The 14110-nt window shown below is 40.1% G+C and carries 10 protein-coding genes; 8 read left to right on the forward strand and 2 right to left on the reverse strand.

Annotated elements, in window-relative coordinates:
• Positions 1-57 precede the first annotated feature (57 nt).
• Both V7161_RS25355 and plsY read right to left on the reverse strand, forming a co-directional pair.
• Complete coding sequence (locus tag V7161_RS25355; protein ID WP_335715586.1) at positions 58-234, reverse strand: hypothetical protein; 177 nt, start codon at positions 232-234, stop codon at positions 58-60.
• Between the two features lie 119 nt (positions 235-353).
• The gene (gene plsY, locus V7161_RS25360; protein ID WP_335715587.1) at positions 354-953 is read right to left on the reverse strand and encodes a glycerol-3-phosphate 1-O-acyltransferase PlsY; all 600 of its coding nucleotides are present in this window, start codon (positions 951-953) and stop codon (positions 354-356) included.
• Between the two features lie 166 nt (positions 954-1119).
• Here plsY and V7161_RS25365 point away from each other — a divergent pair, with 166 nt between their 5' ends.
• From V7161_RS25365 to V7161_RS25400, 8 genes are all read left to right on the forward strand, one after another.
• Positions 1120-2859, forward strand: coding sequence for a glycosyl hydrolase family 18 protein (locus tag V7161_RS25365; protein ID WP_335715588.1), 1740 nt, complete (start codon positions 1120-1122; stop codon positions 2857-2859).
• A gap of 473 nt (positions 2860-3332) precedes the next feature.
• Entirely contained in the window at positions 3333-4172 is an 840-nt protein-coding gene (locus V7161_RS25370; protein WP_335715589.1) for a sensor histidine kinase, read from the forward strand.
• An 83-nt stretch (positions 4173-4255) separates the two neighbouring features.
• The gene (locus V7161_RS25375) at positions 4256-4672 is read left to right on the forward strand and encodes a CoA-binding protein (protein ID WP_335715590.1); all 417 of its coding nucleotides are present in this window, start codon (positions 4256-4258) and stop codon (positions 4670-4672) included.
• Between the two features lie 290 nt (positions 4673-4962).
• Complete coding sequence (gene parE / locus V7161_RS25380) at positions 4963-6942, forward strand: DNA topoisomerase IV subunit B (protein ID WP_335715591.1); 1980 nt, start codon at positions 4963-4965, stop codon at positions 6940-6942.
• Positions 6939-9377, forward strand: a complete 2439-nt coding sequence (gene parC, locus V7161_RS25385; RefSeq protein ID WP_335715592.1) for a DNA topoisomerase IV subunit A — start codon at positions 6939-6941, stop codon at positions 9375-9377. The genes parE and parC overlap by 4 nt, the downstream gene beginning before the upstream one ends.
• A 368-nt stretch (positions 9378-9745) precedes the next feature.
• Positions 9746-10195: a MarR family winged helix-turn-helix transcriptional regulator gene (locus V7161_RS25390; RefSeq protein WP_335715593.1), complete on the forward strand. Its 450-nt coding sequence runs from the start codon at positions 9746-9748 to the stop codon at positions 10193-10195.
• A gap of 20 nt (positions 10196-10215) precedes the next feature.
• The gene (locus V7161_RS25395) at positions 10216-11943 is read left to right on the forward strand and encodes an ABC transporter ATP-binding protein (protein ID WP_335715594.1); all 1728 of its coding nucleotides are present in this window, start codon (positions 10216-10218) and stop codon (positions 11941-11943) included.
• A complete protein-coding gene (locus V7161_RS25400) occupies positions 11940-13829 on the forward strand; it encodes an ABC transporter ATP-binding protein (RefSeq protein ID WP_335715595.1) in 1890 nt (629 codons plus the stop codon). Before V7161_RS25395 ends, V7161_RS25400 begins: the two co-directional genes overlap by 4 nt.
• Positions 13830-14110: the final 281 nt, after the last annotated feature.

Below are 14110 nucleotides of genomic sequence, written 5' to 3' on the forward strand. Positions count from 1 at the left end.
TTCCACTCCAATCAACAGGAGTAAAAAATATCAATTATCTTTAACACATCCAATTAATTATTCATTTTGGTCTATTTCCAGAAGGAACTCAATTAATTCATCAAAATCTTTTGTTACCTTTGGTTGAGTGGTATCGGCGGGTTGAGAAGGAGAAAATTCAACAATAAATTCATTCTCATCATTACTGTCAGATACTACGGTTGAAAAATGATAGTCTTTCTTTACTTTTTGCATCCAAAACACCCCCAAAAGGTACTGTTATATAATTTTATTTTACCTTAAATCATACGGGGTGAATGGAATAATTATGAAAATTGTATGAAAAAAGGCCCTAAAGGACCGTTACGTTCCCTTTAGAGCCATTTGATTTTCGGTTCTGTTTTATTGATAATTCTTTTAATATTTGCCCGGTGCCGGTAAATGACAAAGGATACTAATAATGTTACCGCAATTAGTAAGGGGATATCCCATTCTCGAGTAAACCCAGATATTAATGTAAAAAGAATCGCTATAATTCCTGCAATCATTGAAGATAGTGAAACATATTTCGTTATGTAAAGACTAATAAAGAAAGCAATTAGGACCGCGACAAACATCCATGGTGCACAGTACAGAAGTACACCGCCTGAAGTCGCAACTGCTTTTCCGCCGCGAAACCCGGCAAAGATGGGATACGTGTGTCCGATAACAGCGAAACCTCCAGCAAGCAAAGGATTTATATCAAGATGAAATAAATGCGGCAATGCAGCTGCTAACGTTCCTTTCAATATATCAGCGAGGGTAACGACTAAACCTGCTTTTACCCCTAGGGTTCGAAAGGTATTGGTACCTCCCAAATTTCCGCTTCCATGCTGGCGGATATCCGTTTTATAAAACGCTTTTCCGATAATTAAACCTGAGGGGATAGAGCCGAGCAAATAAGCCAGGATCAAGACTAAAATAATTTGAACCATTGATAATTTCTCCTTCTATAAAAGATCCAGTTCTTCTATTTTACCATGTATTTCTGAAAAAACACTATGCAGCTTGGATATAAACATGAAAAAATACCTAATAAAGAAAAATACCTTCTCAATACCCAATAGATACCTTACGATAGAATCAGGGAGGAAATATTTCATGGCACGCATTGAATATCATAAGACAAAAACAATTTCACCAAAAATAATAATCGTCGGACTGATAGGGGCAGGTTTGCTGATCATTTCATCGATTTTTCTATTATTCTATCCTTTTGCCTCGACAGAGAAAATAATCTATTTTAAAGGGAAATATCCGATTCTATATAATGGGAACCTGCAGGGAAATGGCATTATTGAAGGGAATACTGTGTTTGTCCCGCTCACATTTTTACAAGAACAAATTGATCCATCCATCGTTTATGATGAAAAATCAAAATCTGTCATTATTACTACTAAGGACAAAGTTGTCCAGATGCCGACAGATTCATTAACCTATTTTGTCAATCAAAAAGGAGTTACCTTACAGCTGTCACCAATTCTATCGAAGGACGGAAAAATTTACATAGCCATTGATTCGATCCTTTCATTTTTCCCGATAAAATACAAGCAATTACCGGGAAGTGAAGCCATTTGGGTTCAGCGCGATGGTGAGAAATACGAGACTGCAAGATTAATAGATAAGGACGTGAATGAAGAAAAGCTAAGACTCCGTATTAAGCCTACATTGCGTTCACCCTACACGGCAGATATGAAAAAACAGGAAGCCGTGATTATTGAGGGTGAAAAAGACGATTTCTATCTTGTCAGGAAAACCAACGGCATTAGTGGATATATCAAAAAAGAATACGTCCAGAAGGGGAAAGCAGAGAGAATCACGATAGACCATGAAAGTAAGACCTTTCAGCTGCCTAAATTGAATGGTCCGATTCAATTAACCTGGGAAGCAGTTTATAAGAAAAATCCTGATTCAGCAAAAATTCCTGAAATGACTGGCGTTAATGTGGTATCACCAACTTGGTTCTCACTTGCCGGAAGTGATGGAACGATAAAAAATCTTGCTTCTCTTGACTATAGCAACTGGGCGCATGGGAGAGGCTATCAAGTTTGGGGAGTGTTTTCTAATGCCTTTGATCCAAAGCTCACAGGCGAAGCATTTAAAGACTATGAAACAAGGCAAAAGATCATTCGCCAATTGCTGCAATATAGCCAGATGTATCAATTACAAGGACTTAATTTTGATATTGAAAATGTAAATCCAGAGGATGGTCCACTCGTGACCCAGTTTATCAGGGAAGCAGCACCATACTTGCATGAAGCTGGATTGATCGTTTCTATGGATATTACCTTTTCGGCTGGTGAAAATAACAACTGGTCATCCTTCTATGAAAGAACGAAACTCGCTCAAATTGCTGATTATTTAATCGTGATGGCCTATGATGAACACACAGGTGCATCCGCTAGCGCTGGAAGTGTAGCAAGCCTTCCATGGGTCGAAAGCAATCTAGAGAAACTGCTGACAGAGGTTCCAAATACAAAGTTAGTCCTAGGTATACCTTTATATGCGAGACTTTGGAAGGAACAAACGAAGCTAGATGGAACGATGGAACTAACTACTGAGGCACTAGCAATGGATAAGGTAAAAACATTGATCACTGAAAAGGGATTACAGCCCTCGTACGATGAAGAAAGCGGTCAAAATTATGCAGAATATTATTCAGAAGCTGAAAAAGCCACCTATAAAATTTGGATTGAGGATGTACAGTCCTTACAAAAGCGAGCAGATTTAGCCATTAAATATAAGCTTGCCGGCATTGGTACCTGGTCAAGGTATTTTGGCGATCCAACGGCGTGGACCGCATTAAATCTGGATTCGAACAAAGCGATTACTCAAAAATAAAAAAATTGCCGAGAAAGGTATCTTTCTCGGCAATTTTTTTATTAATAGATTGATTCTGCTAACTGGCCTGTTGATTTCCGCTCCAGGCACTCGCTTTCCGCGGGGAGGTCCTGGAGCCTCCTCGGCGCATTGGCGCCTGCGGGGTCTCCAGTGACCTCTCTATCCCGCAGGAGTCGAGTGCCCTCCGCTCCAATCAACAGACATGTTGAAAAGCCAACTTAAAAATAAATATTTGAACAAATTAACTCTGCTAATTGTTAAATTTGCTAAAGTAAGAACAATTAGAGTCAATTTTATTACAAAAATATGGAGAATTTTCTAACGATTTGTTAAGCCGTTGAAAGCCATGGAAACGCCCAATATAATTAAGATATACAACCATACATAATGAAGAATTACCGGCCAGATCGAAAAAAATGGTCGGTTTATCTTTATATTCCAAAAATATTTCTAAGGGAATGAGGGTGATGCACATGCAAACGGAAAAGGATTTAAGTTACCAGTCATTGTTAGAAAAATATGAAGAAACCATTAAATTAAATCGATATTTAGAGAAACGGATTGAGGAGATTGCTGCAGAAAATAAGCAAAAGGATAACCTATTAATTCAGCAATCGCGCCTTGCTGCAATGGGGGAAATGTTAGCGGGTATTGGCCATCAGTGGCGGCTGCCTTTAAACAGTTTAACCCTCTTAATCCATGATTTAAAGGATGCCCTGGAATATGGGGAAATTAACGACAAATACTTAGATCGATTCACAAGGGATAGCATGAGTCAAATCACTCAGATGTCAGAGACAATTAATGATTTTCGGAAATTTTACAAATTTAACAAAGAAAAAACCACTTTTTCTGTTGGTGATTCCATTGAAGAGGCTTTGTCTATTTTTTCTTTAAGCCTTCAGAACCATGGGATTGTGGTTCAATTTGAATACAGGGGTCAGCAAATGGCTTATGGAGTAGCAAATGAATACAGCCAGGTCGTGCTTAATATTTTAACAAACGCAAGAGATGCCTTTGTACATAAGGAAATTCCTAATCGAAAAATCATTATAAAATTAACGGAAACCGATAACATCGTTAATGCTGACTTCATCGATAATGCCGGTGGAATTGACCCAGCACATATCCATAAAGTATTTGAGCCATATTTTACAACGCGCCCGCAAGGCACTGGCCTCGGACTTCATATGTCCAAACTGATTATCGAGAAAATGAATGGCTCTATTACGGTAGAAAATACCGGCCATGGCGCCCGATTCAGTATATTACTGCCAAAGGTATCCGTTTCTAATAACACTCCATCCAAATAGTTTTTCCTGTTAAAACAGTTTATTATGTTTTTTTGCTAGAAAAAGGTAAACTAAAGGGAAAATATATTAAGGAGTGGATCCCAATGGCGATTGAAAATCCAAGCCGTGATGAAATCAAGGATATTTTAAAAAAGGCAAAAAGAATTGCTGTCGTAGGACTAAGTAATAATCCTGACCGTACTTCTTATCTAGTTTCCGCTGCTATGCAGAATGCAGGCTATGAAATCATTCCTGTCAACCCTACCATTGATGAGGCACTCGGTGTTAAGGCGGTGGCGTCATTGAAGGATGTCGAAGGCCCAGTTGACATTGTAAATGTGTTTCGCCGCTCTGAACAGTTGTTTGATGTAGCGAAGGAATTCGATGGAATCGGCGCTCCGGTTTTTTGGGCCCAGCAAGGGCTTGTCAATGAAGAAGCCTATGAATTCCTAAAGTCTAAAGGATACACTGTTATTATGGACCGGTGTATTAAAGTTGAGCACGCGTTAACAAAATACTAAATTATTACCAAAAAGCTGCTTATAAAATATGCGGCTTTTTACTTTTTTTTGACCAAAATATCACCAAAATCAGATGACAAAAATAAGTAGTTTTAAAATACTTATTTGCCAAATCGAAATAAATCGCTAAAATAAAGCATAGACGCCGCAAGAACTTGTGGTAAAATTATGTAGCAAACACTCGTTCTAATTTATTATATTATCGGATTAATTATTATTAAAGCAAAGATTTATTATAGCAATTAGAGAAGTATGTTTTTCTTTTTGTAAGGCATGAAAGGGGTATTTTAGTGGCAAGAAATCAGCAAGCTTTTGATTATAATGATGACGCCATACAGGTGCTGGAAGGGTTAGAGGCCGTTAGAAAGCGTCCAGGAATGTACATTGGCAGCACCGATTCACGGGGACTTCACCATCTTGTCTATGAGATTGTGGACAATTCAGTCGATGAAGCGCTTGGCGGATTTGGTGATCACATCATTGTCAAAATACACAAAGACAATTCAATCAGCGTAATCGATAAAGGCCGCGGTATGCCTACCGGGATGCATAAAATGGGAAAACCGACTCCTGAGGTCATCTTAACTGTTCTCCATGCAGGGGGAAAATTTGGCCAGGGCGGTTATAAAACTAGCGGCGGTTTGCATGGTGTTGGTGCATCAGTCGTCAACGCATTATCGGAGCGGCTAACTGTAACAATAAAGCGAGACGGTTTTGTGTATGAACAACAGTTTGAACATGGCGGGAAGCCAATCACAACACTCGAAAAAATCGGCAAAACTAATCAAACGGGAACTACGATTCATTTTAAGCCGGATCCCACGATTTTTTCGACAACAACTTATAATTTTGAAACCTTATGTGAGAGGTTACGTGAATCAGCCTTCTTGTTGAAAGGGCTCAAAATTGAAATCAGTGATGAACGTAATGACCTTCATGAAGTTTTTCATTACGTAAACGGAATCGAAGCCTTTGTTGAGTATTTAAATGAAGAAAAGGATGTTCTTCATCCTGTTGCTAGCTTTGATGGTACACAAAATGCAATAGAAGTTGAATTTGCCTTCCAATTTAACGACGGTTACTCGGAGAATGTTTTATCTTTCGTCAATAATGTCCGCACGAAGGATGGCGGGACACATGAAGCAGGTGCTAAAACTGCGATGACAAGGGTGTTCAACGATTATGCCCGTAAGGTTGGCTTGTTGAAAGAAAAGGATAAAAACTTGGACGGTTCCGATATTCGTGAAGGATTATCTGCTATTGTCTCTGTTAGAATTCCTGAAGAACTGCTCCAATTTGAGGGGCAAACAAAAGGAAAACTGGGTACTAGCGAAGCACGGTCTGCTGTAGATGCCGTTGTTTCGGAGCAGCTTTCCTACCTGCTAGAAGAAAATCCTGATATAAGCTCTCTCCTTGTCAAAAAAGCTATTAAAGCTTATCAAGCACGGGAAGCGGCGAGAAAGGCCCGCGAAGACGCTCGAAGCGGCAAAAAGCGGAAGCGTTCGGAAGCCGTATTATCAGGTAAATTGACACCAGCCCAGTCAAGGAATCCGCAAAAAAACGAGCTTTATCTTGTAGAGGGTGACTCAGCTGGCGGTTCTGCCAAACAAGGCCGTGACCGTCGTTTTCAAGCCGTCCTTCCTTTAAGAGGTAAAGTTATTAATACCGAAAAAGCGAAGCTGGCGGATATATTCAAAAACGAAGAAATCAATACCATCATTCATGCAATTGGCGGGGGTGTAGGGTCTGATTTCAATGTGGAAGATATCAATTACGATAAAATTATCATTATGACCGATGCCGATACAGACGGTGCTCATATTCAAGTCTTACTGTTAACATTCTTCTACCGCTATATGAGAGCGTTAGTAGAAGCAGGAAAAGTGTTTATCGCCCTGCCGCCTTTATATAAGGTGAGTAAAGGAACTGGTAAAAAAGAAGTTATTGAATATGCATGGAATGAAGATGAATTACAGGGTGCCATGAAAAAGGTTGGCAGAGGTTATATGATTCAGCGCTATAAGGGTCTTGGTGAGATGAATGCAGATCAGCTATGGGAAACGACGATGGATCCTGAAACACGTACCCTTATTCGCGTTAAAATTGATGATGCTGCAAGAGCAGAACGCCGTGTTACCACTCTAATGGGTGATAAAGTAGAACCACGCCGGAAATGGATTGAAAGTAATGTGGCTTTTGGATTGGAAGAAGATGAATCCATTTTAGAAAATGAAAACATTACAGTTTTTGAGGAGGGTGCTGAAGGATGAGTGCAAACGAAAAATTCCGCGACTTACCTCTTGAGGATGTACTAGGCGATCGTTTCGGAAGATATAGTAAGTATATTATTCAGGAACGTGCCCTCCCGGATGCTAGAGACGGTTTAAAACCAGTACAGCGAAGAATTTTATTCGCGATGCATGTAGAAGGCAACACCCATGAAAAAGGCTTCCGTAAATCAGCGAAAACCGTTGGTAACGTAATCGGTAATTACCACCCTCACGGTGATACCTCCGTATATGATGCGATGGTACGGATGAGTCAGGACTGGAAGGTCAGAAATGTTCTTGTGCAAATGCACGGAAACAACGGAAGCGTCGACGGTGACCCGCCTGCTGCAATGCGTTACACTGAAGCCCGTCTTTCCGCGATAGCTGCTGAGTTATTGCGTGATATTGATAAGCAAACAGTTGATTTTATCCCAAACTTCGATGATACATCTTCGGAACCAACTGTTCTACCAGCAATGTTCCCGAACCTCCTTGTTAACGGATCGACAGGAATTTCTGCTGGTTATGCGACAGATATCCCTCCACACCATTTAGGAGAAGTCATTGATGGGGTAATCATGAGAATGGATAAACCAGATGCTTCTGTTGATGAACTAATGACAATCGTTAAGGGTCCAGATTTCCCTACAGGCGGTATTATCCAAGGGATAAATGGAATTAAAAAAGCCTATGAAACTGGTAAAGGCAAAATCATCGTCCGCAGCAAAGCAGAAATTGAAGAAGTACGCGGCGGGAAACAGCAAATCGTGATTACCGAAATTCCGTATGAAGTGAATAAAGCCAATCTCGTCAAAAAAATGGATGAATTCCGTCTGGACCGTAAAGTAGAAGGAATATCAGAGGTCCGCGATGAAACAGACCGAACTGGTCTTAGGATTGTTATTGAGTTAAAAAAAGATGTAGATGCAGAAGGTGTCTTGAACTATTTATATAAAAATAGTGATCTTCAAGTAACCTATAATTTTAATATGGTAGCTATTCACAATAAGCGACCAAAATTGATGGGTCTTCGAGAATTATTAGATGCTTATATTGAACATCAAAAGGAAGTTGTGACAAGAAGAACACAATTCGACCTTAATAAAGCCAAGGAACGTCAGCATATTGTCGAAGGCTTAATGAAAGCATTGTCGATTCTTGATGAAGTAATTGCGACCATCCGTGCATCGAAAGATAAACGTGATGCAAAAGACAATTTAATTGCCAAGTACGGCTTTACCGAGCTGCAGGCTGAGGCAATCGTTTCTTTACAGCTTTATCGCTTAACCAACACGGACATTACCGCTCTAAGAAATGAAGCGGAGGAATTAGCGAAAAAAATTGAGGAGCTTACAAGCATCCTAGCGAGTGAGACAAAACTCCATTCTGTTATCAAAAAAGAATTAAAAGACGTGAAAAAGCGCTTTGCTGATGAACGTCGTTCAAAAATTGAAGCAGAAATTGAAGAGCTTAAAATCAATCTTGAAGTGACGGTTGCCAGTGAAGATGTAATTGTGACAGTTACGAAAGATGGTTATGTAAAGCGGACAAGCCAGCGCTCCTATGCAGCATCAGGCGGACAGGACTTTGCGATGAAAGAAACCGATCGTCTACTGGCACAGCTGGATATGAATACGAAGGATGTCCTTCTCCTCTTCACCAACAAAGGCAACTATTTATTCTGCCCAGTTCATGAGCTTCCTGATATCCGTTGGAAAGACCTTGGCCAGCATGTTGCCAATATTATTCCGATTGAACGGGACGAAGAAATCATTCAGGCGATTCCGATAAAGGATTTTGAAGCAGATGCCTTCTTAGTCTTTGTGACAAAGAATGGAATGGTCAAGAAAACCGAGCTTAAAGCCTATAAAGCTCAACGTTACTCTAAACCGCTTGTTGGCGTGAATCTGAAGGATGATGACCAAGTGGTTGATGTGCATTTAACTGACGGTGCCAAGGAGATTTTCATCATTACCCATAATGGCTATGCCCTTTGGTTTGATGAACAAGAAATCAGTATTGTTGGTCAGCGTGCAGCAGGAGTGAAGGGCATTAACCTAAAGGATGGCGACTTTGTCATTGGCGGTAAAATCATTACCACAGACAGTAGTGTAACTGTTGTCGTTGCGACACAACGCGGTTCTGTGAAACGAATGAAATTGAAAGAATTCGAAAAAGCTACACGCGCAAAACGCGGAGTGGTAATCCTACGAGAGCTTAAATCCAATCCGCATCGTATTATGGGATTTGTCACAGCAAATGATCAGGATGAAATTTATATCCAGACGGATAAAGGATATACGGAAACGTTAAAAACAGCGGATCTTAAATTTAGTGATCGCTACTCGAACGGTTCGTTCATCCTTGATGAAGGTGAAAACGGAAAAGTGACAACCGTTTGGAAAGAAGAAAAACCAAAGACACCAAGCGAATAATTGCATGTAAAGACTCCCTTTTAAAAAAAGGGAGTCTTTTTATATGGCTGTGTTAAAGGCACATATTGATTTTTTATAACCTGTTGATTGGAGCGGAAGGCGCGAGACTCCTGAGGGAGTACGGGACAGGGGAGACCCCGCAGGCGCTAAAGCGCCGAGGAGGCTCCACGGCACGCCCTAAGGTGCGCGAAGCGCCTGGAGCGCAAATCAACAACCAAGTTTAACACAGCCTTTTAAATAAACTGCTAAAGAATTCTAATCAAAATTTAATCTAAAAATTCATTAATTAAAATTGACGATGCCATTTTCCAGGAATATAATTAGGCTACCTAATTATTAGGTATATTAATTAAATTAGAGGTGTGATTATGGCAGACCGTGAAAATCCCACTGTGCAAAAACTACTTAGATCGTTTATTCAATTCAGAAAGACGGGATGGCATGATAAAAAAATAAACGGATATAATCCGAGCGAGTACAAGGTACTGGCTGTTATTTATGAGGGGGCGAATAAGAAAGAATTAGAAATGAAGGTTTCTGAAATTAGTCAAATATTAGAGGTAACCCCTCCGACTGTAACCCAAATTATTAATAACCTCGACAAAGGTGGTTTAGTCGAACGAACAATCGATCCAGAAGATCGGCGTGCCGTAAGAATTAAACTTACTCCAAAGGGAAAAGAACTAACCGAGAATGCTAGAAAGGCATTTTTTGAAAAATATCTGGGATTAGTTGATTACCTAGGAGAAGAGGACAGTGAAAAGCTGGCGGAATTATTAAACAAAGTCCATAAATATTTTTATGAACTGAAACGTTAAATGGGAGGAGTGGAAGAACCTTGTTGAAATTGAGCAAATTCCTTAAGCCATTTCAATTATCGATTATTATAGTTTTAAGTCTAATCCTTCTACAGTCGGTATCAGAGCTTTATTTACCCACCTTAATGTCTGATATCGTTGATAAAGGTGTTGTCAAAGGAGATACAGACTACATCTGGAAAATTGGCGGTTATATGCTTTTGGTTGCTTTAGGGGGGATGGTTTGCTCCATTACCGCAAGCTTCTTTTCTGCAAAAGCTGCTTCGGGCTTCGGAAAATTACTTCGTACAAAAGTCTTTTCTCATGTCGGCGGTTTTTCCTTGCATGAGTTTGATAAACTTGGAACTGCCTCTTTGATCACAAGAACTACCAATGATATAACACAAGTGCAGCAGGTTTTAGTGATGATGCTCAGGATGATGGCAATGGCACCAATGATGTGTATCGGCGGCATCATTATGGCTTATTCAAAAGATGCCAAATTAACATTAGTTCTTGCAGTATCGCTGCCAGTCCTCGTTTTGGCTATCGTGATTATCGCAAAAACGGGTATCCCTCTTTTTAAAGCGATGCAGATAAAGCTTGATAATCTGAATCGGGTATTAAGAGAAAATCTAACGGGGATACGGGTCATTCGTTCGTTTAATCGAATCCAGCATGAGAAAAAACGCTTTAATGAGGCCAACTGGGATTTAACGCAAACAGCTATTAAGGTCAATAAAATTATGGCGTCGATGATGCCGATTATGATGGTTGTCTTAAATCTTACTTCCGTCGCGATCGTTTGGTTTGGCGGCATACGGATCAGTAATGGTCATATGCAGGTAGGGGATATGATGGCATTTATCCAGTATGCGATGCAAATCATGTTCTCGTTCATCATGTTATCAATGATGTTCGTCATGATCCCAAGAGCGTCAGTATCTGCTGTTAGAATAAACGAAGTACTTGAGACAACAGCTGATATTACGGATCCATCTAAGCCGTTATCAATTGAAAGCAAAAAAGGTCAGGTAGAGTTTCAAAATGTTACCTTTAGCTACCCAGGTGCAGAGATGCCTGCCATCTCGAATATTTCTTTTTCGATGAACCCAGGAGAAGTAACAGCCATTATTGGCGGAACCGGTTCAGGTAAATCGACACTTATTAATTTGATCCCTCGTTTTTATGATGTGGATAGTGGAAAAATCCTGGTAGACGGGATTGATGTACGTGAAATAATGCAAGAAAATCTTAGGTCAAAAATTGGTTTTGTCCCGCAGCAAGCTGTTCTTTTTACAGGTACCATCGCGGAAAACATTCGCTATGGAAAGGAGCATGCTTCGGAAGAAGAAGTCCAATATGCGGCAGACATCGCCCAAGCTTCGGATTTTATCTCCTCAATGGAGGGTGCATACGATGCCGTTATCTCCCACGGGGGAACAAATGTTTCTGGAGGTCAAAAACAGCGTTTATCCATTGCTAGGGCGCTGGTTCGTAAACCGGAAATTTATATCTTTGATGATAGCTTCTCTGCATTGGATTTTAAGACCGATGCAAAACTGCGTGCCGCATTGAAAGAAGAAACCATCGATTCCACCGTTTTGATTGTGGCTCAACGTGTAAGTACGATCATGGATGCAGATCAAATAATTGTCCTCGATAATGGTGAAATTGTCGGAATCGGGAAGCATAAAGACCTTTTAGAAACAAGTTCTGTATATCGTGAGATTGTGATGTCACAGCTTTCGGAGGAAGAAATCGCATGAGTAAAGAGACGAATAATCAAAGGCAGGGACCGGGTTTTGGGCCTGGAGGACGCGGATTTGGACCTGGCGGCATGGGAATGCCTGTCCAAAAAGCAAAGGATTTTAAAGGAACGCTAAAACGATTAATTGGCTACTTAAAACCCCATAAATTTCAGCTTCTTGCTGTATTGGTTACAGCGATCATAAGCACCATCTTTGCGATTGTCAGTCCGAAGATTATGGGGAAAGCTACCACCAAACTATTTGAAGGTTTAATGAAAAAGCTAAGCGGTGTCCCTGGAGCAAAAATTGACTTTGATTACATCGGTCAAATCATCCTGCTGTTAATTGGATTATATATTTTAAGTGCGATATTTTCATATATTCAGCAATATATAATGGCAGGAGTAGCACAAAAGACCGTTTATAACCTTCGTAAAGAAGTGTTAGATAAGCTTAACCGTTTGCCATTAAAGTATTTTGATTCGCGGACACACGGTGAAATTCTTAGCCGTGCGGTCAATGATGTTGATAACATCAGTACGACCCTGCAGCAAAGCTTGACTCAGCTTATCACTTCGGTTGTCACAATAATTGGGGTTATTGTGATGATGCTTACCATCAGTCCTTTAATGACACTAATTGTGGTAGTTACGCTGCCGCTAAGCTTTGTGGCCACCGCCAGTATTGCGAAAAAATCACAAACCTTTTTTAAAGGACAGCAAAAATCACTTGGCCAGCTTAACGGGCACGTTGAAGAAATGTACACGGGACATAAAGTGGTCAAAGTATTTGGCCATGAGAAAAAGTCGATTGAAAAATTTGAGGAAATCAATGAGCAGCTTTATCAATCTGGCTGGAAGGCACAATTTGTTTCCGGTATGATCATGCCATTAATGTCGTTTATTAATAATATTGGCTACGTATTAGTATCCGTAGCAGGTGGTATTTTAGTTACAAAAAGGGCAATTGAAATTGGTGATATTCAAGCGTTTATCCAATATGCCCGCCAATTCGCCCAGCCAATCACTCAAACGGCGATGATTGCGAATGTCATCCAATCGACAATTGCCAGTGCTGAGCGTGTTTTTGAAATATTGGATGAAGCCGAAGAAGTACCTGAAGCCATTGCAGCGAAAGAGATTTTGGAGCCAAAAGGTGAAGTGAAATTCGACCATGTTTCTTTCGGCTATAAAGAAAATGAACTATTAATCGGTGACATGAATATCGATGTGAAGCCAGGGCAGAGGGTGGCGATTGTTGGTCCAACCGGCGCTGGAAAAACGACATTGATTAATTTATTGATGCGCTTTTATGAAATTAATTCCGGTAAAATTTTAATAGACGGTATCGATACTCGGGATTTAAAGCGGGAGCATCTAAGAAGTTTATTTGGGATGGTGCTGCAAGATACATGGCTGTTTAACAGCACGATTCGCGACAATATTGCATATGGAAGAGAGGGGGCGTCGGAGGAGGAGATTGTAGCGGCTGCAAAAGCAGCTAATGCCGATCATTTCATCCGAACACTTCCAGAAGGGTATGACACTATTTTGAATGAAGAGGCCTCCAACATTTCTCAAGGTCAAAAGCAATTATTAACGATTGCTAGGGCGATACTCGCAAATCCAGCCATTTTAATCCTTGATGAAGCAACCAGCAGCGTTGACACTAGGACCGAGATCCAAATTCAACGGGCAATGAATCGCTTAATGCAAGGGCGCACTAGTTTTATTATCGCTCACAGGCTATCAACCATTCGTGATGCTGATTTAATCTTGGTGATGAATAATGGAAGTGTGATAGAAAAAGGAACTCACGTGGAACTGCTGGAAAAAGGCGGGTTCTATGCTGATTTGTATAATAGTCAGTTTACTGGCGAGAATTCCGTGAAGAATGTAGGGTAGAGAAGGGGCGTTCAGGGAGTCTATAGACTTCTTGAACGCTTTTTTATAACTTCTAAGGCGGAGAATAGGGTTGGTAATTCCTATTTATCTCGTTAATTGTAGAAAACGATTAGATTTTTGGAGAAAAGATCATTAATTTTGTAGAAATTCTTAGCGTTTTTGTAGAAATCTACCTAAAATTTGTAGGAATGAAGTAGTAAAAAAGTGAAATTTTTATTCTGTCTCACTTTCTTAAGTATACTTGGATTTTGAGACAATTTAAATTTTGTTTATTATAATTA

The organism is Neobacillus drentensis (assembly GCF_036965425.1).
GTDB classification, from domain to species: domain Bacteria; phylum Bacillota; class Bacilli; order Bacillales; family Cytobacillaceae; genus Neobacillus; species Neobacillus drentensis_F.